Genomic DNA, 25,167 nt, shown 5'->3' on the forward strand with positions numbered 1-25,167 from the left:
CGGCGGTCTCTATTCCGTTAGTGAAGGAACTTATTCAGCATCAGCCGGCGGTGGTGGCGTTTTGCCATCGTGCGGGCCTTTCTCAGTTAAGCGCTTCTCAAAGTTCGCGTTGTACTGTTTTTTCTGCTCTGGTGTCAGCACGTTGTAGATCTTGTTCTGAGTTTCCATCATCTGCAGCGCACGATCTTTGGCATTCGCCGTCATCTTCTCAGCCTGCGCTTCGGCTTTCGCACGGTCAAAGGTATCGGAAGCGATGATGGCATGGTCAGCACGACGCTCTTCCAGCGACGGGCGTTTCATCTCTTTATGTCCATCACGCAGAATCGTTTTGATCTGCGCTTTCTGCGCATCGGTCAGGTTCAGACCTTTAAACATCATCTCCATACCGTGATGGCGCATCGGCGGCTTGTGCATCGGTTTTTCGCTGCCTGCTGGCGGCGGAGTCAGGTTGTCTGCCGCTGCATGGACGATATTTGCAGCACCAAAAGCCATTGCGGTAGCCAGGAACACAGAAGTTAATTTACGCATAATATTGTCCTTACTTATCAGTTTAATGACGACAGCCTGTGTCGCGTCTTCGGAAACAAGCATACGACGCTGAACGTCAACTACTCAGAGGCTGAGTAAAGCCCTGAAAGCATAAAAGACAGAGATCAGGCAATCATGGAGAGAAAGAGAAGAAATGCGTGAGGAATTGAAAAAGTTTATGACAATCAAGGGAAAAACGCAGGAATTAAGGAGGAGTGTAACGGTATTGTCGGTTTTCAGGAAGGGAAATGTCGGCGCGTTGATGCCCTCACCCTGGCCCTCTCCCACCGGAAGATGGAAACGCTGCCACATGTCACTCAATCCAAATATTCGCTCGTTCGGCTCCCTCTCCCACCTGCGGGAGAGGGTTAGGGTGAGGGAAAATCACAACGCCAGCGCCTGCGTCTGTTCATTCTCCTCCACCAGCATCAGCCCCGCGCGCAATCCTGGCGCGACATTCGGATTGGGAAACAGCACATACTCGCGCGCCTGCTGCACGTAGTAACGCCGGTCACCCTCCTCCGCCAGCAGCGTGCCCTGCGGGAAAGCGGTGAAGTTCAGCGTCTCCGGCCCCATGTGCAACACAAACTTATCGCCGTGCCGGGTCAGCTGTTGCGCCACGCGATAATGGCGAGGCTGCTCACGCACCTCCGGCAAGGCATCGCCATACAGCAACGCCGCCAGTGCCCGCTGTACGCCAGCAAACTGGCTTAAATCGTTCTCACCAAACGGCAAAGCCTTGCCCAGCTCCAGCGTGCAGCTCGCCGCATTATGGTGCTCGCAGCTGTAATGGGTGAAGGTGCCGCCCGGTGAACGATGGAACACCAGCGCCTCCATTTCTGCCGCGGCCAGCCAGTGCATAAACGCCTCGGGCCACGGATTGGGATTCAGCGGCATTACGCCAAAACGCGCATGATACGAGCCGCGAATCGCGGTATGCAGATCGAGGTGCCAGCGCACTTCATGATCGAGACAGGCGCGCCAGAAACTCTCCAGCTCCTGCTCCAGCTGCAGCACGCGCTGCGCTTCGGGTACATCGGCCACCTGCTGCCAGCGTCCACCAAACAGGCGGTTGATATCATGTTGCTGGTAGCGCTTGCCGCTGCGCAACGCGGCGGGATTACCCAAAATCACCAGTAAGCGCACTGCCAGCGGCTTCTCGCCTTTTAACAGTGGCGTCAGCAACAGATTGAGAATCTCAACCGGCGCGGTTTCATTGCCGTGAATGCCCGCAGAGAGCACCAGCGCCTGCTGTGTGGGCGTATGCGGCGTGAGGGACATCAGTCCCTCGTTATGCCATTGCCAACTGAGATGATCGTTGCTGCCCTCTCTTTGCTGTGGCGGCTCACCAGACAAGGTCTGCTGTAAAAAATCCTGCATGTTCACTCCTTTTTAACGACGTGGGGCGAACCTCTCACCCCGGCGTTAACGCTGAAACGCGTAGACACTGCCTAAGTCTAGCAGCTTCGTCAGCTCATCCAGCGCGGTGCGCCCTTCACGCAGCAGTTGCGGGTCGGCTAAATCGGCCTGAGTTAAGCGATCGCGGTAGTGGCGATCCACCCAATCGTTGAGCGTGGCAAACAGGCGATCGTTCATCAATACCGCCGGATTCAGCGCCTGACGCTCGGTTTCGGTTAACACCACGCGCAGACGCAAACAGGCCGGACCGCCACCGTTAAACATGCTTTCACGCAGATCGAAAACTTTCAGTTCACGGATTGGCCCGCCGCTCTCCACCAGCTCAGTGAGATAACGCCACACGCCCGCATGCTGGCGTGACTCTTCTGGCAGCACCAGTAGCATACCGCCGTCGGCGCGCTGCAACAGCTGGCTGTTAAACAGATAGGTATTGACCGCATCGGTTACCGATACTTTATCGCGCGGCACTTCAATCGGCTGGAAACCGCTAACGCGGGAGGCGATGTCACTCAACAACTGCGGCTGGTTCACAAAGGCATCCTGATGGCAGAACAGCACCTGCTGATTGCTCACCGCAATCACATCGTTATGAAACACGCCCTGATCAATCACCGCTGGATTTTGCTGGGCAAACAGCGTGCGTTGCGCATCGAGCTGATGCAACCGCGCCACCGCTTCGCTGGCTTCCCGCGTTTGACGCGCCGGATAACGTGCTGGCGTTGCGCCCTGCTGCTGACCATCACGGCCATAAATAAACAGCTGCACGCCCGCATCACCGTAATCACTGCCGAAACGATTGTGATTGGCCGCGCCCTCATCACCGAACTGCGCCACCTGCGGCAGCGCATCGTGCACGCAGAAGTGCTGCGGATGACGGAAAATCGCGCGCAGCAGATCGGCAGTTTCCGGCGCCTCAATGGCGCGATGGAATTTGTTATTCAGATTGGCGACGGTGAAATGCACGCGACCATCGGCGCTATCCGCCGACGGCGACACCGTGGCGGCATTCGCCACCCACATCGCCGAGGCTGAGCTGGCCGCAGACAGCAGCTGTGGCGCGTGCTTCGCCGCCTGCGCCAGCACCTGCTCATCGCTGCCGCCAAAGCCGAGCTGGCGCAGCAGCGGCAGATTAGGACGTTCGTGCGGCGGGATCACGCCTTGCACGTAGCCCATATCCGCCAGCGCTTTCATCTTCAGCAAACCCTGCTTTGCCGCCAGACGCGGGTTTGAGGGCTGCAGCTGATTGCGCGTCGAGGCTTCGTTACCAAACGACAATCCCGCGTAATGATGTGTCAGGCCGACCAGCCCATCAAAGTTCGCTTCAAATGCTTGCATTATTTCGCCCCCTGCGCGGAGAAATCGAGGCCCGGCGCTAAGCTGCCCGGCAGCGCCAGGCTTGGGCTCTCCAGCGACGCCATTGGCCATGCACAGTAATCGGCGGCGTACCACGCGCTGGCACGATGATTCCCGGATGCGCCAATGCCACCAAAGGGGGCGGTGCTGGCCGCGCCGGTCAGCGGTTTGTTCCAGTTAACGATACCGGCGCGCGCCTCCAGCAATAGCTGATCAAACTGCGCGCGCTGCGGCGAAATCAGACCGCACGACAAGCCATAGCGGGTATTATTGGCGATAGCAATCGCCTGCTCGAAGCTGTCGTAACGAATCACCTGCAGCAACGGACCAAAGACTTCTTCATCCGCTAAATCTTTCACTTCGGTCACATCAATGATGCCCGGCGTGATGATGGCGCTGTCGCGGTCCGGCCAGTGCATGCCGAGCATCACTTTCCCGCCCTTTTCCACCTGCTGTTGCCAGGCGGCAAAAATATGTCCGGCGGCGGTGGGTGAAATCACGCTGCCCATAAATGGCTGCGGCTCGGCATTCCACGCGCCAGGCTGCAAGCGCGCACTGACCTCAACCAAACGCTGCAGGAAGGCATCGCCCGCCGCGCCGCGCTTCACCAGCAGACGACGCGCGCAGGTGCAGCGCTGTCCGGCGGTAATAAAGGCCGACTGAATGGCGATGTGTACCGCACCATCAAGATCAGAAGGATCTTCAACAATCAACGCATTGTTGCCGCCCATCTCCAGCGCCAGCATTTTTTCTGGCTGCCCGGCAAACTGACGATGCAGGTGATAGCCGGTGGCGGCGCTGCCGGTAAACAGCAGGCCATCAATTTGTGCCGCATTGGCCAGCGCCTGGCCGGTTTCACGACCGCCCTGCAGCAGCGCCATTACGCCCGCCGGTAAACCGGCTTGCTGCCACAGCTGCACGGTTTTCTCCGCCGTCAGCGGCGTCAGCTCGCTCGGCTTAAACACTACGCAGTTACCCGCCAGCAAAGCTGGCACAATATGGCCGTTCGGCAGATGGCCAGGAAAATTATACGGACCAAACACCGCCAGCACGCCGTGCGGACGATGGCGTAGCGAGCTCTCGCCATCGGCCTGTTCGCCGGTGCGGCTGTGATAGGCCTTAATCGAGATGGCGATTTTGTTGATCATCGCCTGCACTTCGGTCAGCGTTTCCCAGCGCGGCTTGCCCGTTTCCTGGGCGATGGTTTCCGCCAGCGCGTTTTTGTGGCTTTCAAGCAAACGGGCAAACCCTTCCACCAGCGCTTGACGCTCCGCAAACGGTTTTCTCGCCCACTGCGGGAACGCCGCGCGCGCCGCTTCGCAGGCCGCAGCCACTTGCGCTGCCGATGCCGCTTTGCCCTGCCACAGCGTTTCGCCGGTTACCGGATTGTGTTTGCTCAGGGCGTCAGCGCCGCCGGTCACCCATTGACCTTGAATAAAATGCGTCATGCTTTTTTCTCCTCGCGACACAGCGTGACCACACGCAGTTGATCGCCAATGTTGCAATGCAGCGCCGCGCGCTGGCTTTCAGTCAGTTTTACCGTGCCGGATGCCATATCCACCGGCAGCAGCGCCACGCGGAAATGCTGAAAATCCGCGTTGGCCACCAGACACAGCGGCCAGCTTTCATCGGCTGCACCGCTCTCAGCGGTTAACTGGCGACTCTTGCGAATGGCACGAATGCGATCGATTTCGCACTCCAGCGTCGGGCCGCCGTCGAAGATGTCGACATAGTTGAGATAGCGGAAACCTTCCGCCTCCAGCACCGCACGCGCGGGCGCGGTTTTCGGATGGACTTCGCCAATCACTTTTTGCGCCGCTTCAGACAGGTAATGAATGTAGAGCGGATGTTTGGGCATCAGCTCGGCGATAAAGGCTTTTTGCCCGGTGCCGCTCAGAAAGTCGGCTTTGCTGAACTCCATCGAGAAGAAGCGGCTGCCGACGCTGTCCCAGAATGGCGAGTGGCCATTGTCATCACTGACGCCACGCATCTCCGCCACCACATGTTGCATAAAGCGGTCGCGGAAGTTGGCCATAAACAGAAAGCGCGATTTCGACAGCAGATGGCCATTTTTGCCATCGCGGTAATCGGGATCGAGGAACAGCGTGCAGAGTTCGCTGCTGCCGGTGTGATCGTTGCTCAGCGACAGCGTCGGCAAACTGGCGTAAACGTTCAGCTCTTTCGAGGCGTGCACCTGTGTGCCAACGCGGAAGTTGTACCAGGGATCCTGCAAACCTACCGCCGCTTCGATGGCGCAAATGCCGACGGCGCGATTATCCTCGCTGTCGGCCAGCACAAACACATAGCCTTGTTCGGCAGGCGGCAACGCGCCTTGCCAGGTGAGCAGCGAACGCTCAATACGGGCTTTGAGCGTTTCGCTATCCGCGGGCAGCGAAGTCAAGCCGCCCCCGGTTTTGCCCGCCAGCGACAACAACTGCGAGAGATCGTCACGTTCGACGGGGCGAATCACCATCATGATGTGGCTCCTTTGAGCACGCGTTCACAGGCACGTTCGAAGCGCGCCAAACCTTCTTTTACTTCGCGCTCGCTGATGTTCAACGCTGGCGCGAAACGTACCACGTTGGCGCCCGCAATCAACACCATCACGCCCTCTTCGGCCGCCGTGAGATTGAACTGTTTAGCTTTACCGGCGAAATCATCGTTAAGCACAGCGCCAATCAGCAGACCCAACCCGCGCACTTCTTTAAATACCGGCAGACGCTTGTTCAGTTCCTGCAACGCCGTAACAAACCATTGATGACGCTCAGCCACGCCGGCCATAAATTCCGGCTGATTAATCAGTTCCATCACTTTTCCCGCGACTGCGCCCGCCAGCGGGTTGCCGCCGTAGGTGGTTCCATGCGTGCCCACGCCCATCACCTGCGCCAGATCTTCACGCGTCAGCATTGCGCCAATCGGGAAGCCGCCACCCAGCGCTTTGGCGGTGGTTAATACATCCGGGGTCACGCCGTAATGCATATAGGCATACAGCGAACCGGTGCGACCCACGCCGCTCTGCACTTCATCAAAAATCAGCAGCGCATGATGTTTGTCGCAGAGTTCACGCAGTCCGCGCAGGAAAGCGGGATCGGCTGGCAGGACGCCGCCTTCACCCTGAATCGGCTCGACGATCACCGCGCAGGTTTGGTCATTGATCAGCGCGGCCGCCGAGGCCAGATCGTTGAAATTAGCGTGTTCGACCGCCGGTGGCAGCGGCGCAAAATCCCGGGAATAGGCAGGTTGTCCGCCTGCTGTCACGGTAAACAGCGTGCGACCGTGGAAAGCATTATTAAAAGCAACGATGCCATTTTTCTCAGCACCTAAACGGTCGTGTGCGGTTTTACGTGCCAGTTTCAGCGCCGCTTCATTCGCTTCAGCGCCGGAGTTACAGAAGAACACGCGATCGGCAAAAGTGGCATCAATCAACTGTTTGGCGAGACGCAGGATCGGTTCATTGGTATAGCCATTTCCGGTATGCCACAGTTTGCCGGCCTGTTCGATCAGCGCCTGCTGCAACGCCGGATGCGCATGACCCAATGCGTTAACCGCGATGCCACCAGCAAAATCGATATACTCTTTGCCTTGCTGATCCCACAGCGTTGAACCTTCCGCGCGGACCGGAACAAAAGCCGCGGGTGCATAAACTGGCATCATCCATTGATCAAAATTCTGACGTGAAACCTGCAGTGACATAGCCCTTTCTCCTGCTCCACACCCGGTGAAGCTTTTTGTTTTGAAATTGTTAAAAATGTTAAGTGGCAGCTCTACTGTATATTGCAGATAGCGTGCCAGCCAGCCGCAAAAATGCATAACCGTCTTACCACTACGGAATATCAATAACTTAACAGGTACTGATATTCACTTTAATTGCATAAAAAGTGAATATCAGTCTGATGCAGGCTGAATAGCAGTAATTTATTTAGCGGATTTATGCATCGGCAAAATGAAATATTGCTTTTGTGATCGGGCAGGAAATATTTCGCCAAATTAATGCGATAAACGCACTTTTTTGGGGCGCAATGTGCCTGATTGGTGCAGGAAAGTGATAGCGCGGTGCAAATTTAGCATGGCGCGAATTAATCGGGTTTTAACATTTCCCTCACTGAATTGAATATTATTTCGCCAGTTCATTGTTAAGCGAAAAGCTAAATAACATTTTGTGACCAGGGTTATTATCAGAACAGAAATAAAAGGACACAAAGCCATGAAGCCGATAATTACCCTGCTAATGATTAGCTGGATTCAGATATTTGCTATTGAACAATAATGCATAGGCTTGTGCTATTTCACGAACAAGCTACTGATTTTATTTACGCATCTTTAAATTTAAGGTTATTCAATAAAATCATACAGATAAATATTAAAATCATCATTACACATGTTGTCTTATGGATAAGTTTAACCAATACAAAATTCCACATAATGGAATTTAAGATTAAAAATCACACAAAAAGTTAACTAGAAATATTTAGTTACATATATTGCACTGTCGATCTTGAACCTTTTGTGTCATTTTCTTTTCACCCCGCAGATGGGGACAAAATTAAAAAATATCACAGGGTAAAAATTAAATGATGAAGCGCTCCTTACTGGCAGCAGTGATGCCTTTACTGCTGGGACTTTCTTCGGCTCAGGCCGCCGAAATCTATAACAAAGATGGCAACAAGCTGGACCTGACTGGCAAAATTAACGTCTCGCATCTGTTCTCCGATAACGAAGGGTCAAATGGTGATACCTCGTCTTATACCCGTATTGGTTTTAAAGGCGAAACCAAGATCAACGATCAACTGACCGGCTACGGTCAATGGCAGTACCAGTACAGCCTGAGCAACTCTGAAGGCAGCGATGCCAACAGCGGTAACAGAACCCGCCTGGGCTTTGCTGGCTTGAAGTTTGGTCAGTTCGGCTCGATCGATTACGGTCGTAACTACGGTTTGATTTATGACGTGCTGGGTTACACCGATATGCTGCCCTTCTTTGGTGGCGATCAAGGTTACTCTGATGGGTTCCTGTCTAGCCGCTCAGGTGGCGTGTTGACCTGGCGCAACAAAGATTTCTTCGGTCTGGTGAAAGGCTGGAACGTTGCTGCACAGTACGAAGGTAAAAACGATCGTAACGATGCAAACGTTGCCGTACGCCGTTCGAATGGTGATGGCTTCGCGCTCTCCACTTCTTATGATTTCGATTTCGGTCTGAGCCTGGTTGGCGCTTACGCGAGCCTGGATCGTACCAATACGCAGAACCAGGCCTTACGTGGCGAAGGCGAGAAAGCACAGCACTGGACTGCGGGCCTGAAATACGATGCTAACCAGATTTACCTGGCAACCATGTACGGCGAAACGCTCAACGCAACCCCAATCACTGGTGGCTTCGCTAACAAAGCCGTTAACTTTGAAGCCGTTGCGCAGTATCAGTTCATTAACGGACTGCGTCCTTCAATCGGCTATGTTTCATCGAAAGGCAAAGAGATTGAAAATATTGGTGATGTCGATCTCACCAAATACGTCGCTGTAGGTGGAACCTACTACTTCAACAAAAACATGTCTGTGTATGCTGAATACAAGATCAACCTGTTGAAAGATGATAATGCGTTGGGCATCGCTTCTGATGATGTCACCGCTGTGGGTCTGATTTACCAGTTCTAAGTGGCAATACCCTCATGGCTGTTCGGCTAGTGTCGGCTGAATATGCGCAAAGGGCAGCGAAAGCTGCCCTTTTTTATTGGTGCGAGGCGATTACGGCGCCATCAAATCAAAGCGATCATCATCGCCCTGATCCAGTGAGAACGGCGGTTGCAATTGCAGGACGATTTCGTTCGAAGTGACGCGATTCTGTTTGCTGTCTTCTAACACCACCGACAAGCGATAACTGTTATGCGCACCCGGCGAGCTATCCCACGCGGGCAGGATCACGCTCCAACCCTGCGGATCGTTGGGATTGGCTCCCGGCGTCAGGCTCAGCGCCTGGGTATCGCCCTGCCACATCACTTTAGCGATCGGATTGGTGCTGCGGATTTGCAGTTTCAGCGGCAAACTTTCTCCGCCATTCAGCTGCCACGGCGGCGTAGCGAGAAACACCGACAGCGTTTTACGCTGGCGATATTCCAGCACCGGCGTATAGCTGCGCGTCACGTTATCGTAGCGACTGCCGCGCAGTGAGTGCGCCGCCGCTACGTTATCCGGACTCAGCTGCTGGCTGAGCGCCACGCCAAAGCGATAGTTGAGACGCAAGCCGAGCTGATCCTGGCTCTCACCGCTGTCGCTGGTTTTATGGCTGGCGGATAAGGTCACCAGCGGCACCGGCGTGTAGGTGACGCCAAAGGTCAACGCCGATGGGTTATGGTAGCGGTTGCCGGAGCTAAACAAATCGACGTTATCGCCCAGATATTGCTGCCAGCTTACTGACGCACCGAGTTGGCGATAGTGCGGCAAATAGCCTTGGGTGGTGAAATCATAGCCGCGCGCCATGCGCTGCTGCTGGAAGGGATTGCGATCCTGCCAGCCCGACAGCGGCGTATAGTAGTTGGCGGAGAAGCGCAGATAATCGCCCCATGCTTCGGTCCCCAGCGAAGCGCGCTGTAGGCCACTGCTGAACATGCGATCGACGAAACCGTTATAGCCCAGCAGCCATTTTCCTGCCACCCAACGTTGCCCGAGGCCAGCATTGCCGACCAGCCCATCATCAGTTTGATGAAAGCCGACCTGACTGAAGGTCAGATAGCGATAGTTATCCGCCCAGGGTGTCAGCAGCGACGCACCGCTGCCGGCAAAATTGCCCTCCATATCCACATTGAAATCGATTTGAGCATTGCCATACGGTGACAACAGCGACTGGCCTTCATCAACCAGTCGATTGCCCACTTCATCGCGGAAATGGTTAAAGGCCCACAGCCCAGCCTGCTGGCCAAGGGCATTGTCGTCCGTACTGTTCTGGCTGGCTTCACCAATGCTTTTGGCAATGGTCGCCAGTTTTTTGTTGAACGCTTCCGTTTCATCCTGGTAACCCAATGCAGGCAACTGATCGGCCATTTTCTGGAAACGTGTGGGATCGCTAAACGGCGCATCGGCGAGTTTTGTGTCAGAGATCAACGCCAGCGCAGGCGCGGATGCGGCAAGTAGTGAAAAACCAGAGAGATAACGCACGCTTTTGGGTGATAACAAAGTAAATAACATAGCTAAAAATAGGGTTCGACCCGGTTCAGAATTAGAGGTGGCTCACAAAACTGCATAAGTCTACCCTAGCATATTCTGATGCAAGTGCCGGACATGTCTGGTTTCGATTAAGGAAGAAAACGAAAAAATCAGAATGTAGGTAAGCAGGCGACGCAATATGTTGTGCCCTGCTTGCCCATCAAGAGATGGCCTCTCAAATCATTGAGCGCGCACATTGTAGCGGCGCAATTCATTGCGCGATAAATCGCGCCGCTACGGAAGGTGCGGAGATTTGATACAGCGCTTTAGTGATCGGCATTACGCAATGCATTGCGCGATAAATCACGCCGCTACGGAAGGTGCGGAGATTTGATACAGCGCTTTAGTGATCGGCATTACGCAATGCATTGCGCGATAAATCACGCCGCTACGGAAGGTGCGGTCATGAGGCTTAGTGTTTAGCATTACGCCATCAATGGCGACCCAACAGCGAACTATCAGGAAAAGATTAAACCGCCATCCACATTGATGGTCTGCCCGGTGATATAGCGCGCATCGTCAGAGGCGAGGAAAGCCACTAAGCCAGCGACATCTTCCGGCTGCCCTGCGCGTTTAAGCGGGATGTTTTCCACCCATTCGGCCATCAGTTCGCCTTTGCCATACTGCTTTTTATCGCTGCTGAGGATCTCGCCCCACACGCGATCATTGTAGTCCCACATTTCACTCTCGATGATGCCCGGACAGAAAGCATTCACCGTGATATGCCACGGCGCCAGCTCCAGCGCCAGGCTCTGGGTAATACCGATCACGCCCATCTTGCTGGCGGCATAGTGCGGCGTATAAATGAAACCCTGCCGTCCCTGACCGGACGAGGTGTTGATCAGGCTGCCGCTGCCCTGCTTCACCATATATTTCGCCGCTTCCCGGCAGCACAGCCACACGCCCGTGGTGTTCACCGCGAGGATCTTCTCGAAGTCACTTTTGGGCATCGCATCGAAACGATCGATGGTGATCACCCCCGCATTCTGAATCGACACATCAATGCTGCCAAAGCGCTCAGCCGCCTGCTGATAAAGCTGCTGCACCTCCGTTTCATCGGTAACATCGACCTGCAGCGCCAGAACCTCACTGCCAAACTGCTGTTCGATGGCCTGCGCGGTACTGAAAACGCGTTCCGAATTCGACACCATCACCAAACGCGCCCCGTCGCGGGCAAAGCGCGCTGCAATGCCCGCGCCAATGCCGCGGCAGGCGCCGGTAATCACCACCGTCTTTCCACTAAAATCGCGTGTCATATTGCCTCCTGTTATCCATGTGTCGCTTCAGGCAGGGCGGCCGATTGCTGCTTTTTTTCATGTCTGCGCAGCAGCACCACCTTACTTTGTAATTTTTGCTGGAACTGGTCGATCACCACCGCAGTGACAATCACTAAGCCTTTAATCACCATTTGCCAGAAATCGCTGACGCCCATCATCACCATGCCATCGGCGAGAAACACGATGACAAAAGCACCGATAATCGAGCCTGATACGCGACCGCGTCCGCCCGCCAGCGCCGTGCCGCCCAGCACCGTGGCACCGATGGCGTCCATCTCGAACATGTTGCCGGTCATCGGGTGCGCGGTTTGCAACTGCGACGCCACAATCAAACCGACCAGCGCGGCACACAAGCCGGAAAAGGCGTAGACAAACACTTTGACCTTGATGATCGGCACACCTGCCAGGCGCGCCGCCGATTCGTTGCCACCGGTGGCATAGATGTAACGACCCAGCGGTGTTTTACGCGTCAGATACAACCCCAGCAGCAGGAAGCCGAGCATCATCCATATCGGGATATACACGCCCAATATCGAACCCGAACCGAGCAAGGCGAAGCCGGTATTACCCAGCGCTGGCGTGCCGACAAGGTTGGCGTAGGTGCTGCCATCGTTGAACAGCAGCGCGGCGCCGCGTGCCACGTACATCATGCCGAGCGTACAGATAAACGGCGCTACGCCGAGTCGCGTCACCACCGCGCCATTAATCAATCCCAGCGCCACGCCGAACAGCGCCACCACCAGAATCACCTCGGGCACGTTGAAGAACAGCACGTTGCCGCCCCACAGCGTTACGCCGTTGGTGAGCAGCGCACCCGCCACCATGCCGCATATGCCCGCCACCGCCCCCACCGAAAGATCGATGCCGCCAGTCAAAATCACCAGCGTCATGCCAATCGCCAGCAAGCCGGTAATTGCCACATGCTGCGTCATGATCAGCAGGTTGGAGGTGGTGAGAAAGTTAGGCACCATAAAGCTGAAGAAACTCACCACGATCAGCAAGGCAATAAAGGTACGCGCCTTAAGCAGATACATGTAGATCAGGTATTTTTGATTCATCGTTTTACTCTCCAGCGGGCTCAATCGTGTGGCGTTGAGGCGCTAATCAGGGCTTCGCGCGTGGCCGCCGCGCGCGGTAAATCGGCGGTGATGCGACCATCCGCCATCACCAGAATGCGGTCAGCCAGCGCCATCACTTCATCCAGTTCGGAGGAGGAGAACATCACCGCCAATCCCTGCTGCGCCAGGTTGCCAATCAGGTGATAAACATCGGTTTTTGCCCCCACATCAATGCCGCGCGTGGGCTCATCCAGCAGCACCACCTGCGGCCCGGTCATCAGGGCTTTGCCCAGCACCACTTTTTGCTGATTGCCGCCGCTTAAGGAGGTGATCGGCAGCTCGGGATCGCTGACCTTGATGGCGAGATGGCCAATCATTTCATCCACGCGCCGCTGCTCGTTGTGCGGATTGAGCTTGCGCCAGCAACGGCGGAAACCCCGCAGGCTGAGATCGCTGAGCGTCATGTTGGCGGTGATAGACATCAGCTGTACCACGCCTTCGGTTTGACGATCTTCCGGCACCAGCGCGATACCTTTTTTCAGTCGCTGCTGGAAACTGCGCTTCTCCAGCGCTTCGCCGTTCAGACTGACGCTGCCCGACTGACAGTGCATCATGCCAATCAACCCTTTGAACAACTCGGTGCGCCCGGCGCCCAGCAAACCGTAGATGCCAATCACTTCACCTTTTCGCAGCGAGAAAGAGACATCATTGAGCTTGTAACCGCCGTTTTGATGCAGCGCGGTCAGCCCGTTGACGGTGAGTACCGTTTCACCCTGCGTCGCCGGTTGATAATCGAAGTGTTTCTTCTTGTCGCCCACCATCTGCTCGATGATCCACGGAATCGAGGCGTCGCGGACTTCGCGTTCGCTGATGAAGCGTCCGTCGCGGAAGATGGTGATGTGATCGCCAATCTCCATCAGCTCTTCCAGCCGATGTGAGATATAGATAATGGTGACGCCGCGCCGTTTAAGCTGGTCGATGACGTTGAACAGCACTTTCACTTCTGACTGGCTGAGTGCGCTGGTCGGTTCATCCATGATCAATACACGCGTGTCCTTGGACAGCGCGCGGGCGATCTCCACCAGCTGCTGATGGCCGATACCGAGTTCAGCCAGCGGCGCGTAGGGATCGACATCCAGTTCCAGCCGTTCCAGCAGCGCTTTGGCGAGCGAATATTGATACTTCTCGTTGATCACGCCGCGCTGGAAAAACTCATTGGCCATGAAGATGTTGTCCATCACGTTCATGTTGGGAAACAGGTTCAGCTCCTGAAAAATAATGCTGATGCCCTGTTTTTCCGCCTGATGCGTGGAACTCAGCGACACCGCTGCGCCGTCCAGCAGAATCTCGCCGGATGACGGGATCTCCACGCCCGCCAGCATTTTCATCATGGTGGATTTGCCCGCGCCGTTTTCGCCAATCAGCACGTTAACTTTGTTGCGATAAACGCGATAATTGACCTGATCCAGCGCGGTGACGCCGGGATAGATGCGCGACACGTTGCGGGTTTCAATAATCACGTCATGTTGAGGCTGTTGCATATCCGCTCCTTACTGACGTGTAATCGCCGCTGGTGTCACATTCGGCACCTGCTCCGGCGTATCAAAGCTGCTAAACACGCCAGCCAACTGCACCTTGTCACCCACTTTGGGCTTGAAAGCACTCATCATGTTCGCCGCTTGCTGATTGATCGCGCGACTGTAATCGCCGAACAGCACCTGATCGTTAAAGTCCTGATAGCTGGCACCTTTGTAGGCATCGCGCAACACCGTGCCGGGAAAAATCGGGCCAACCTGCACCGTGACAGTGTCACCGGACACATCTTTCACTGTCATCCGACCGTTACGCGACGTGGTGTTAACCGCCGTGATTTCACCGCTCACGTTGACACTGAACACGCACGGGTTCTCATCCTGACTGCGATAGCCGTATGTTTTACAAGCGCTATCAAAATCTTTGGCGGATTTCAGCGCATTCAATAACTCGGCCACCGGCTTCGCATCATGTTGAACTTGCGGTACCAGCTTCTGTTGCCACGTTTGGGCAATATTGCCCATTTTGGGATTGGGAGGATTTTTCAGGTCGGCCAGCTCCTGCTGCGACACAATGCGGCAACCGCTAAGGATCACGACAGGAAGCAGTAACCAGAGTCGTCTGTGCATCACATTCTCCTGGGCGCCCGATCTACGGGCGCACCGCATTGATTACGACTTGAAGTTAAAGTCCTGCACGCCTTTGGCGTTGTCTGGCGTAATGAGAATGCCGCGGAACATCACGCGCTGCTTCTCAGGCTTGGTGCCTTTCTGAATAAAGTTGTCGAGGTCGGTCACGCCCTGTGCGGCGATGGCTTGTGCCTGCAGCATCACCGTGGCTTTCAGATCCCCTTTTTCCACCGCGTCACGTTCATCATTGCTGCCGTCAATGCCGACCACGATGACGTCGTTACGGCCTGCCGCTTTCAGAGCTGCAATCGCGCCCAGCGCCACGGGACCGTTACCGCAGATCACGCCTTTCACATCCGGATGCGCCTGCAGAATGCTGTCCATGATGCGTTTGCCGTCAATCAGCGTGCCTTTGGCATCCTGACGCGCCACGCTTTTCATATCGGAATATTGGTCGAGCACCTGATGGAAGGATTTGGAGCGTGTGACGCAGTTGTTGTCAGCAAGGTTACAGGTGAGTTCCGCGTAGCTGCCCTTTTCCCCCATCTTCTCCACAAACACGTTTGCCACGTCGGAGCCGGCCTGGAAGTTGTTGTGGGTGATCTGCGCCAGCGCCACGTCATCCACCGGGATTTCGCGGTTGATCAGCACCACCGGAATGCCGGCATCTTTGGCTTTTTTAATCGCGGCGACGCTGGCGGTGGAGTCGGCGTTATCCAGCACGATGCCCTGCACCTTTTTGCCGATGGCGGCATCAATCAGTTCACTTTGCTTTTTCACATCTTCGCCATGCGACAGCACGCTGGTTTTATAGCCCAGCTCCTGCGCTTTGAGGTTGGCACCTTTGGCTTCGGAGGCGTAATACGGGTTATCCAGCGAGTTCACCAGAATCATGATGGTGCCTTTATCGGCAGCGAAACTGGCTTGGGAGATCAGGCAACTGGCAATAGCAGTTAACAGCAGGGTACGTTTTTTCATGGTGAGGTTCTCTCATTGTTATAGTGGGTCACGCAGGGTCAGCCGTTCTGGTGTTGGCGCGGCTTACCAGATGGTAAAGCCACCGTCGATCATCAAATCTGCGCCGGTGATCATGTCGCTGCCGTTGCTGGCGAAGAACAGCACCGCGGCGGCGATTTCGTCGGTATAGGCAAAGCGTCCCAGCGGGATCAGCTTTTTCATCTGCTCGCCCTTCTCACCGCGCCAGGCTTTTTCACCCATCGGCGTCAGCACCACGGTGGGCGATAAGGTATTGACGTTAATGCGATAGGGAGCGAACTCTTTGGCCATCACTTTGGTCATGCCGAGCAGACCGGCTTTGGCGGAGGTGTAAGCAACGTGGTTGTCGATAGCGATGGAGGCGGCCTGCGACGCAATGTTGATGATTTTTCCACCGTTACCGGCGCGCACCATGCGTTTACCGGCCGCCTGCGAGCAGAGGAAAGGACCGGTGAGATTGACGTCGATCTGCTTCTGCCACTCGGCAAAATCGGTTTCTAACACCGGTTGCAACATCACGTAGCCCGCGCAGTTCACCAGGATATCAATCTGACCGTAATGCTGTTCGACGCGATCAAATGCCGCTTCAACTGAGGCCGGATCGGTCACGTCGCAGCACACCAGCAGCACGCGATCACCAGCAAATTGATCCTGCACGCCAGCCACTTTGTCACTTTCGAATGGCGGATAGAGCAGCGCCAGCCGTGCGCCCTTCTCCAGCAGCATGGCGTTACTGGCCATCGCAATCCCGCCCAGCCCGCCGGTGACTACCGCCACTTTGCCGGTTAAATCCTGCTCAATGTTCACGCCGTAGCGCAGGTTAACATCATATTCCCCACTCATCGTCTCTCTCCATAATGGTGTACGGCGGCGCTGGTTATTGCTGGCCGGGTTATCGTTTTTACAAATATCATTTTCGAACAAAAATATAAGCTATCGATTAATAATGGTTTGTGGAGAAGATCAAATTTCATACAAATTGCAGCAATAAAAATTATCTTGATGATTTTGTTGAATTTGCACAATTCAACGCCTTCAGGACATGGAGCGAGCTGCTGACGGCTTTCTGCGAAATCAATCGCATAGCAAATGATGATTTTCATTCGAAAATGAATGTTTCTGGAAGCTACCTCGCAAATGGCCAAATCGCAGAGTAAAATCAGCTCGGGTTTCCTTATTGGCGAAACCCGACCGTGATTGGAAAGAGGGAGCATTTCGATTGAAAAGCAAAACTGAGCAGCTGGCAGATATGCAGCAGCGCCGTGAGAAGATTCTGGAGATGATCCGCGAAGACGGTACCGTCACGGTTAAAGCGCTAACCGATACCTTCGGCCTGACCGAAGCCACCATTCGCACCGACTTGCGCATGTTGCAGCAAGAGGGGCACGTACAGCGTTATCACGGCGGCGCCACGCTGATGACCGGCAAGCAGAATACCGGCGCGATGTTGCTGGAGCGTCAAACACATCTGGAAGAAAAACAGGCGATTGGTCGCCTTGCCGCGCAGCATGTGGAAAATGGCGACACGGTGATTTTCGATTCCGGTACCACCACCACGGCCATTGCCGAGGCGATCAGCCATATTCGTCGTTTATCGGTGATCACCACGGCGGTGAATATCGCGCTGAAGCTGGGTGGCGAGCCGGGTATCAATATTTTGCTGACCGGTGGCACTTTTAAGTTCCCGACGCTTTCGACTTCAGGTGAGAAAGCTGCCTCGTTTTTCGAAAACGTGCTGGCGGAGAAGCTGTTTCTTGCCACAGCCTGTATCTCACCGCGTCTCGGTTTGAGCTTTCCCAGCGAGACCGATATCAAGGTGAAAATGGCGATGATCAATTCAGCCAACAGCGTGTATGTGGTGGCGGATTCCAGCAAGATCGATAAGGTGTCGATGTTCGCGCTGCCGTGCGACTGGAGCCATATTCACTATCTGATTACCGATAGCGGCATTTCGCCGGCGCAAGTCGCGGCATTTGAGGCGTTAGGCGTGCAGGTACTGGTGGCGCAGTCGGCGTTGACGCAGAAGCGCGCGGTGTAAGGTGCGGTACGCGCTGTCCCTCACCCCGGCCCTCTCCCGCAAGCGGGCGAGGGAGACGCTGCCATATGCAGGCCCGAACGGTTCCCTCTCCCACCTGTGGGAGAGGGTTAGGGTGAGGGCAAACGTGTTTAAAACCCTAAGCTATCCAGCAGGTCATCAACCTGATCCTGGTTCGCCACCACGCCGGGTGCATTGGCGTGGATCTGCGGACCGTTCAGCAGGCTGTTGCCCTCTTTACGCGCCGCGGCGTTGGCTTCTGGCATATTCTCCAGCAGCACCATCAATAGCTGACGCTCGATCTCCTGGATCACATCCATCATGCGCTTGATCACCTGACCGGTCAGGTCCTGGAAATCCTGCGCCATCATGATTTCGAGCAACTGCTTATTGGTGTACGACGTGTGTCCCGGAACGTCAGTCAGGAACTGGCGCGTATCCGAAACCAACTCGCGCGCATCTGTCAGTTCAATCGGATTTTCAAACCACGCATCCCAACGGCCTTTCAGCTGGTTGGCGCCGGCTTCCATTTGGTCCTGGTGTGGCTGCGCTGCTTCAACGCAGTTCAACGCACGTTCTGCCGCTTGCGCCGTCATTTGCACAACATAATCCAGACGATCGCGCGCATCAGGAATCGCTTCCGCCGCTTCAGCAATTGCCTGGTCTAACCCCAGCTCACGCAAACTGTCACGCAACATGCGCGTCAGTGAGCCGATACGGGTAATAATGTCGTGTGCCGAGGCTTCTTCGGTTGATTTCGGAAGGTCGCTCATCACATCTCCTTACATACCCAGTTTTTCGAATATTTTGCCTAACTTCTCTTCCAGCGTGGCCGCCGTGAACGGCTTCACCACGTAGCCGCTGGCGCCCGCCTGCGCGGCCGCGATGATATTCTCTTTCTTCGCTTCCGCGGTCACCATCAGCACCGGCAGTTTGTTCAGCGTGGCGTCAGCACGGATGGTTTGCAGCAGCTCCAGACCGTCCATGTTCGGCATGTTCCAGTCGGAAACCACGAAATCAAAGCCACCGGCACGCAGTTTGGTCAGCGCATCGACGCCATCTTCTGCTTCTTCAACGTTATTGAATCCAAGCTCTTTCAGCAGGTTACGGACAATACGACGCATCGTATTGAAGTCATCCACCACCAAAAAGCGCATATTTTTATCAGCCATATCTACTCCCGTGTTGTCTCGTCCAGCAGGACGGGCTCGTTAAATTCGCAATGCCTGTCCGGCGCTAATTTTCGCCAGCATGTGCTGACTGATGTGGCCTAAATCGACCACTTCACTGGTGCCGCCCATCGCAATCGCTTCGCGCGGCATACCAAATACCACGCAGCTGGCTTCATCCTGCGCGATGGTCCAGGCGCCCGCGCGATGCATTTCCAGCATCCCGGCCGCGCCGTCGTTACCCATCCCGGTCAGAATCACACCCACCGCATTTCGTCCTGCGTGCACCGCCACCGAACGGAACAGCACATCCACCGATGGCTTGTGTCGGTTCACTGGCGGACCGTCATTCAGTTTCACCACATAGTTGGCCCCGCTTCGGCCCAGCTCCATGTGCATGGCGCCCGGCGCGATATAGGCGTGGCCGGGCAGAATACGCTCGCCGTCTTCCGCTTCTTTCACGGTGATTTGGCACAATTTATTCAGACGCTCGGCAAACGAGCGCGTAAAGCCTGGCGGCATATGCTGGGTAATCAGCAGCGCCGGGCTGGTCGCCGGCAGCGGCTGCAGCACATGGCGAATCGCCTCGGTGCCGCCGGTGGAAGAGCCAATGGCGATCAGCTTTTCACTGCTCAGCAACGGGCCCGCTTTCAACGTGACCGGCATCGGCGTGGAGGCACGCACATGCAGCTTGGCGCGCGCGGCGGCGCGGATCTTGTCAGCAATCATCTGGCTATACGCCAGCATGCCTTCGCGGATGCCGAGCTGTGGCTTGGTGACAAAATCCACCGCACCCAACTCCAGCGCGCGCAGCGTCACTTCTGAACCTTTACCGGTCAGCGAGGAGACCATCACCACCGGCATCGGACGCAGGCGCATCAGCTTCTCGAGGAAATCGAGGCCATCCATGCGCGGCATCTCCACATCCAGCGTCAATACCTGCGGGTTGTACTGTTTGATTAAATCCCGCGCCACCAGCGGATCGGGCGCACTCGCGACCATCTCCATATCGGGATGGCTGTTGATGATTTCTGTCATCAACTGTCGCATCAGCGCAGAGTCATCCACGCACATCACGGTGATTTTGCTCATCGTCTTTCCTTGCTCAGTCCATAGACTGTCTGTCCACGCAGCCAGAACTCTTTGCTGATCTGACTAAAGTTCTCTGAATGCCCGGCAAACAGCAGACCGCCGGGTTTCAGCAGAGGCACGAAACGGCGCAGAATCTGTTCCTGCGTCTCTTTATCGAAATAAATCATCACGTTGCGACAGAAAATTGCGTCGAACGGACCCGGCAACGCCCAGTCGTGTGCCAGTAAATTCAGTTGCGTATAGTTCACCATGTTGGCGAGGTCGGAACGCACGCGCACCATGCCTTCATGCGGACCGGTGCCGCGCAGGAAAAAGCGCTGCAGCTGCGACTGCGATAGCGTGCGTAGCTCTTCCTGGCGATACACGCCGGCCACGGCTTTCTCGAGCACCTGGGTATCGATATCGCTGGCGTGGACCTGGAATTTACCCGGGCCGGTGCCCAGCGTTTCCGCCAGCGTCATGGCGATGGAATACGGCTCTTCGCCGGTTGAGGCGGCGGTGCTCCACACGCTGTAGTTACCCGTGCGCTTACGCGCATGATCCGCGAGGATCGGGAAGTGATGCGCCTCGCGGAAGAAAGAGGTCAGATTGGTGGTCAGCGCGTTAATAAACGCCTGCCACTCCGCACTGTTTTGGTCTTGCTCCAGCAGCGCCAGATAGCGGCCAAAGTCATCAATATTCAGCATGCGCAGACGACGCACTAAACGGTTGTAAACCATCTCGCGTTTGTGATCGGCCAGCACAATGCCCGCGCGTTGATAGATCAGCTGGCTAATGCGACGAAAATGCGTATCTGAGAGCGGTAACCGCTGCACCATTTGCGAGAGCAGCGTGGTCGCTTCACTTTGATCCAATAACGTCGATTTCTTCATTTCAGGTCACCCGGCAACAAACTGTTTAAATTGTGATACTGCGGTTGCTACTGTGCTGCCAGTCGCGCCATTCTCATGGGCCGCCTTGCGGCGGCCACAAGGATTAAAAGGTTTCCCAGTTATCGTCAGTGCTACGTGCGCCTGCCGGTGCCAGTGCTTTTGGCGTGCCGGAACGCAAATTTTTTGCCGCTGTAGATACGTTAACGGCCTGAACGACAAATTCTTTACCGATATTGAACACCGCAACCGACTGTTTCAGTCGGCTGGCCTGATCTTCCAGCGCGGCCGCCGCCGTTGCCGACTCTTCGACCAGCGCGGCGTTCTGCTGCGTCACGCGATCCATCTCGTTCACCGCCAGACCGACCTGATCGATACCACGGCTCTGCTCGTCCGACGCCGAGGCGATTTCGCCCATGATGTCGGTGACGCGCGTGACCGCATTCACGATGTTGGTCATGGTTTCCCCGGCGCTCTCCACCAGCACGGAACCGGTGTTGACACGGCTGACCGAATCCTCGATCAATCCTTTAATCTCTTTCGCCGCCTGCGCGCTGCGCTGTGCCAGACTGCGCACCTCGCCCGCTACCACGGCAAATCCACGTCCCTGCTCACCGGCGCGTGCCGCTTCTACCGCAGCGTTCAGTGCGAGGATATTGGTCTGGAAGGCAATGCCGTCGATCACGCTGATGATGTCAGCGATTTTCTTCGAGCTGCCGGTGATCTCTTTCATGGTAGTCACCACGCCATCCACCACTTTGCCGCCCTGCTGCGCGGTCTCCGAGGCGGTGAGCGCCAGCTGTGACGCCTGACGGGCATTTTCGGCGTTCTGCTTCACCGTGGCGGTTAACTGCTCCATGCTGGCAGCGGTCTCTTCCAGCGAAGCCGCTTGCTGCTCGGTACGCGAGGAGAGATCGTTGTTGCCCATGGCGATTTCACTCGCACCGGTGTAGATCGCATCGGAACCGTCACGCACGGTACGCACCGTCCGCGCCAGCTCTTGCTGCATCTCTTGCACCGAGGTGAGCAGCTCGCCCATCTCGTTGCGCACCGTGATCTCCACCTGCTGCGTCAAATCGCCACGCGCGATGTGACGAATGTGCTCGATGCTGTGCTTTAGCGGACGGATCAGCACCGTACGCATGCCGCTCCACACCAGCGCAATCACCAGCAAGGTCACCAGCAGCGTGCCGACCACCAGCATGATGGATTGGTTGTACGCCGCCTCATTGGCTGCAATGCCCTGATTTGCGAGCACAATGTTGTAGCTCAACCATTCGTTGTAATCCTTAGCAAACTTGTCCTGGAATCCCTGCGTCGGCTGATCGACAAATCCTTTGAAATTTCCACTACTGAGGAAATCGATCAACTCACCCAATGCTCCGCGATAGGCGTTGTAGTTGGCCTGTAGCGTCAGCACGTTCTCGGCCTTTTTGCCCTTTTCAGACAGGTTGGCGTTAAATTCGGCAAAACCCTCATCAGCGTGCTTCAACTCCTCACTCGCCAGCGCCACCAGATCTTTCACGGTTGCGCCTGAGCCAGCCTGCTGACTGTCCAGCAGGTAACGGATCCCCGCACGGTTCAGCGTGTTACGCGCCTGAACCAGCGATACCCATGAGGTGCCCATTGCCCGCTGCAGCGTGCTAAGACGCTGGTTATAGGCAAAATTTTCTTTATCGGCTTTGACCGTGGAGTAGAACACTCCACCGGAGAACAGCTGCAGTAAGGCAAACAGCGCCAGCACGCACAGCAGGCCGGATACAACACGAATACGACTAAACATAAACACCTCATTGGTTGGCGGATCGCCTCTGTTATCGGCTTTTCTGAGGGGATCTTTATGTGTGTTCGCAGGGGTTGGACCAGCGGGGGGTTGATGGGTGCTCGCTGTCCCTCACCCTAACCCTCTCCCGCAGGCGGGAGAGGGAATTGATCGAGCTAACATATGGCGGCGTCTCCCTCTCCCGTTTACGGGAGAGGGCCGGGGTGAGGGACAAACGACTCAAAACTTAAAACGTCTCCCAGTTACCCTCACTCACCGGCGCGGCAGCCGCTTTGCGCGGTGCGCTGGCGATCTGGCGCACCGTGCTCGCCTTCGGTTGCGCCTGTGCGGCGCGCGGAATGCGGAACACCGATACCGACTGGCTCAGGCGGCTCGCCTGCTCTTCCAGTGATGCGGCGGCGGCGGCGGACTCTTCCACCAGCGAGGCGTTCTGCTGGGTGACGCGGTCCATCTCGGTCACCGCTTGTCCCACCTGATCGATACCACGGCTCTGCTCATCCGATGCCGAGGCGATTTCGCCCATAATATCGGTGACGCGCGTAACGGCGCCCACGATATCATTCATGGTTTCTCCGGCGGTGCCGACCAGTTGCGAGCCGTTGTTGACGCGGTTCACCGAGTCTTCGATCAAGCCTTTGATCTCTTTCGCCGCCTGCGCACTGCGCTGCGCCAGGTTACGCACTTCACCGGCCACTACAGCAAAACCCCGGCCCTGTTCACCGGCGCGTGCTGCTTCTACCGCCGCGTTCAGCGCCAGGATATTGGTCTGGAAGGCGATGCCATCGATCACGCTGATAATGTCGGCGATCTTCTTCGAGCTGCCGGCGATATCCTGCATGGTACGCACCACGCCATCGACCACCTCGCCGCCTTTGCGCGCGGTATCCGACGCGCTCAGCGCCAGCTGCGACGCCTGACGCGCATTCTCGGCATTCTGTTTCACCGTCGCGGTGAGCTGCTCCATGCTGGCCGCCGTCTGCTCCAGCGAGGCGGCCTGCTCTTCAGTGCGCGCCGACAGATCGTTATTCCCGGCGGCGATTTCGCTGGCGCCGGTGAAAATTGCATCGGAACCGTCACGTACATTGCCCACGGTGCTGACCAGCGACTGCTGCATCTCATGCAGGCTTCCCGCCAGCTGGCTCATTTCATTGCGCCCTTCCACCACGATATTTTGTGTGAGATCGCCCGCAGCAATATGACGAATATGCGCCAGCAGCTGATGCAGCGGCTGAATCAGCACGCTACGCAGGCCGAACCAGCAGCCAATGATCACCGCAATCACCACCAGCGCCACCGACGCCAGCAGCCACATCATGGTGTGGAAGGCGCGCTGATTCTGCGCCACGCCTTCTGCCGCCAATATGCTTTGCTCCGTCCGCCACTCTTCGTAAGTGGCTTTCATCGCGACCTGTTTAGCTTCGATGTTCTGCGCAAACATGCCTTGCAGATCGTTGGCTTTCAGGCGATCCAGCATCGCTTTCAACCCGTCGTTGAAAGCGGCGTAGTTCGCTTCCAGCTTATCGCGCAACGCGTCTGGCAAGCCCGGCGTGGCTGGCAAGTCGTAGTAGCGTTGATAGTGGCCGGCAGCCACATTGAGTTGTTTTTCCGTCTGGGCGATTAAGGCACTCAGCTGACCGCCATTCGACTGCGCGGCCATGGTGCCCTGCATACGCAACATGGCGCGGTTGAGTACGGTGCGGGTTTGGTTCAGTTCAATCCAGGCGTCTGACATCGCGCCAACGTTGTTGGAGGAGATCTGCGCTACCGCAAACGCCTCTTTATCTTTTTGTAAGGCGGACCAGAACAGGCCACCCGACAGTAATTGTAAAGCGCCAAACACCAGCAATACGGCGATTAAACTGGTCACTACATTGATTCGTTTTAACATGGGATCTCCAGGGATGCGTTTCGGCTCCCCCAGTTATCGACCGGCAATCTGAATTTTTCAGGGTGCTTAAGCTACTTTACGAATTAAAACTCTGCGTTTACGCATGATTGCAGTGTTTTATAACTAAAGAAATTAACAGTAAAAAAAATGCGCCTTTATCGGGTGAGCGATAAAGGCGCATTGGGTGGTGCGGGTTGTCCCTCACCCTAACCCTCTCCCACTGTACAGTCCGGGGACATGGTGAACACTTGTTCGGGGACATGGTAGACACTTACAACTAAGGCATAAGAACCCGTTTATGGAGTCGCTTATGTCCTGGGATGCGAGAGATACCATGTCATTACGTAA

Annotated in this window: 22 protein-coding genes; 2 read left to right on the plus strand and 20 right to left on the minus strand. The window is 55.9% G+C overall.

Annotated features, from left to right (window positions below; genetic code table 11):
- Positions 1–30: 30 nt before the first annotated feature.
- From spy to ACFQW4_RS11185, 6 genes are all read right to left on the minus strand, one after another.
- Positions 31–528, minus strand: coding sequence for an ATP-independent periplasmic protein-refolding chaperone Spy (spy, locus tag ACFQW4_RS11160; RefSeq protein WP_137385657.1), 498 nt, complete (start codon positions 526–528; stop codon positions 31–33).
- A gap of 384 nt (positions 529–912) precedes the next feature.
- On the minus strand, positions 913–1,908 hold the full coding sequence (astE, locus tag ACFQW4_RS11165) for a succinylglutamate desuccinylase (RefSeq protein ID WP_101764588.1): 996 nt from the start codon (positions 1,906–1,908) through the stop codon (positions 913–915).
- Between the two features lie 45 nt (positions 1,909–1,953).
- Entirely contained in the window at positions 1,954–3,282 is a 1,329-nt protein-coding gene (gene astB, locus ACFQW4_RS11170) for an N-succinylarginine dihydrolase (RefSeq protein ID WP_377725331.1), read from the minus strand.
- The gene (astD, locus tag ACFQW4_RS11175; protein WP_377725333.1) at positions 3,282–4,748 is read right to left on the minus strand and encodes a succinylglutamate-semialdehyde dehydrogenase; all 1,467 of its coding nucleotides are present in this window, start codon (positions 4,746–4,748) and stop codon (positions 3,282–3,284) included. The genes astB and astD overlap by 1 nt, the downstream gene beginning before the upstream one ends.
- Entirely contained in the window at positions 4,745–5,776 is a 1,032-nt protein-coding gene (astA, locus tag ACFQW4_RS11180; protein WP_217546841.1) for an arginine N-succinyltransferase, read from the minus strand. Before astA ends, astD begins: the two co-directional genes overlap by 4 nt.
- Positions 5,773–6,993: an aspartate aminotransferase family protein gene (locus ACFQW4_RS11185; protein WP_377725335.1), complete on the minus strand. Its 1,221-nt coding sequence runs from the start codon at positions 6,991–6,993 to the stop codon at positions 5,773–5,775. Before ACFQW4_RS11185 ends, astA begins: the two co-directional genes overlap by 4 nt.
- A gap of 878 nt (positions 6,994–7,871) precedes the next feature.
- Here ACFQW4_RS11185 and ACFQW4_RS11190 point away from each other — a divergent pair.
- Positions 7,872–8,945 carry a porin gene (locus ACFQW4_RS11190; RefSeq protein ID WP_280923195.1) on the plus strand — a complete coding sequence of 358 codons (1,074 nt, stop codon included), beginning with the start codon at positions 7,872–7,874 and terminating at the stop codon, positions 8,943–8,945.
- A gap of 90 nt (positions 8,946–9,035) precedes the next feature.
- Here ACFQW4_RS11190 and ACFQW4_RS11195 read toward each other — a convergent pair whose 3' ends face one another.
- The 8 genes from ACFQW4_RS11195 to ACFQW4_RS11230 form a co-directional block, all read right to left on the minus strand.
- Positions 9,036–10,472 (minus strand): YchO/YchP family invasin, encoded by a 1,437-nt coding sequence (locus ACFQW4_RS11195; RefSeq protein WP_192233611.1) that lies wholly within the window; start codon positions 10,470–10,472, stop codon positions 9,036–9,038.
- 321 nt (positions 10,473–10,793) lie between these two features.
- Positions 10,794–10,916, minus strand: coding sequence for a hypothetical protein (locus ACFQW4_RS11200; RefSeq protein ID WP_377725339.1), 123 nt, complete (start codon positions 10,914–10,916; stop codon positions 10,794–10,796).
- Positions 10,917–10,948: 32 nt separating this feature from the next.
- Positions 10,949–11,746 (minus strand): glucose 1-dehydrogenase, encoded by a 798-nt coding sequence (locus ACFQW4_RS11205; protein WP_101764596.1) that lies wholly within the window; start codon positions 11,744–11,746, stop codon positions 10,949–10,951.
- Positions 11,747–11,757: 11 nt separating this feature from the next.
- The gene (locus ACFQW4_RS11210) at positions 11,758–12,825 is read right to left on the minus strand and encodes an ABC transporter permease (protein ID WP_192233609.1); all 1,068 of its coding nucleotides are present in this window, start codon (positions 12,823–12,825) and stop codon (positions 11,758–11,760) included.
- Positions 12,826–12,845: 20 nt separating this feature from the next.
- Entirely contained in the window at positions 12,846–14,366 is a 1,521-nt protein-coding gene (locus tag ACFQW4_RS11215; RefSeq protein WP_354465995.1) for a sugar ABC transporter ATP-binding protein, read from the minus strand.
- 9 nt (positions 14,367–14,375) lie between these two features.
- Positions 14,376–14,987 (minus strand): DUF2291 family protein, encoded by a 612-nt coding sequence (locus tag ACFQW4_RS11220; RefSeq protein WP_110865997.1) that lies wholly within the window; start codon positions 14,985–14,987, stop codon positions 14,376–14,378.
- A 42-nt stretch (positions 14,988–15,029) separates the two neighbouring features.
- A complete protein-coding gene (locus ACFQW4_RS11225; protein ID WP_101764600.1) occupies positions 15,030–15,965 on the minus strand; it encodes a D-ribose ABC transporter substrate-binding protein in 936 nt (311 codons plus the stop codon).
- Between the two features lie 63 nt (positions 15,966–16,028).
- Positions 16,029–16,826: a GolD/DthD family dehydrogenase gene (locus ACFQW4_RS11230; protein WP_377725342.1), complete on the minus strand. Its 798-nt coding sequence runs from the start codon at positions 16,824–16,826 to the stop codon at positions 16,029–16,031.
- Positions 16,827–17,202: 376 nt separating this feature from the next.
- Between ACFQW4_RS11230 and ACFQW4_RS11235 the strand changes: the two genes are divergently transcribed.
- Positions 17,203–18,021: a DeoR/GlpR family DNA-binding transcription regulator gene (locus ACFQW4_RS11235; protein ID WP_110865995.1), complete on the plus strand. Its 819-nt coding sequence runs from the start codon at positions 17,203–17,205 to the stop codon at positions 18,019–18,021.
- A gap of 128 nt (positions 18,022–18,149) precedes the next feature.
- Here ACFQW4_RS11235 and cheZ read toward each other — a convergent pair whose 3' ends face one another.
- The 6 genes from cheZ to ACFQW4_RS11265 all read right to left on the minus strand — a co-directional run bounded on the left by cheZ (position 18,150) and on the right by ACFQW4_RS11265 (position 24,819).
- The gene (gene cheZ / locus ACFQW4_RS11240; RefSeq protein ID WP_101764603.1) at positions 18,150–18,791 is read right to left on the minus strand and encodes a protein phosphatase CheZ; all 642 of its coding nucleotides are present in this window, start codon (positions 18,789–18,791) and stop codon (positions 18,150–18,152) included.
- Between the two features lie 9 nt (positions 18,792–18,800).
- Positions 18,801–19,190 carry a chemotaxis response regulator CheY gene (gene cheY, locus ACFQW4_RS11245; protein ID WP_008102871.1) on the minus strand — a complete coding sequence of 130 codons (390 nt, stop codon included), beginning with the start codon at positions 19,188–19,190 and terminating at the stop codon, positions 18,801–18,803.
- Positions 19,191–19,229: 39 nt separating this feature from the next.
- Complete coding sequence (locus ACFQW4_RS11250; RefSeq protein WP_008102868.1) at positions 19,230–20,279, minus strand: chemotaxis response regulator protein-glutamate methylesterase; 1,050 nt, start codon at positions 20,277–20,279, stop codon at positions 19,230–19,232.
- Positions 20,276–21,151 (minus strand): protein-glutamate O-methyltransferase CheR, encoded by an 876-nt coding sequence (cheR, locus tag ACFQW4_RS11255; RefSeq protein WP_101764604.1) that lies wholly within the window; start codon positions 21,149–21,151, stop codon positions 20,276–20,278. The genes ACFQW4_RS11250 and cheR overlap by 4 nt, the downstream gene beginning before the upstream one ends.
- A 103-nt stretch (positions 21,152–21,254) precedes the next feature.
- Positions 21,255–22,931, minus strand: a complete 1,677-nt coding sequence (locus ACFQW4_RS11260; RefSeq protein WP_137385648.1) for a methyl-accepting chemotaxis protein — start codon at positions 22,929–22,931, stop codon at positions 21,255–21,257.
- 226 nt (positions 22,932–23,157) lie between these two features.
- Positions 23,158–24,819, minus strand: coding sequence for a methyl-accepting chemotaxis protein (locus ACFQW4_RS11265; protein WP_377725347.1), 1,662 nt, complete (start codon positions 24,817–24,819; stop codon positions 23,158–23,160).
- Positions 24,820–25,167: the final 348 nt, after the last annotated feature.

This window comes from Pantoea sp. GCM10028869 (genome assembly GCF_042666835.1).
Lineage (GTDB): Bacteria > Pseudomonadota > Gammaproteobacteria > Enterobacterales > Enterobacteriaceae > Pantoea > Pantoea leporis.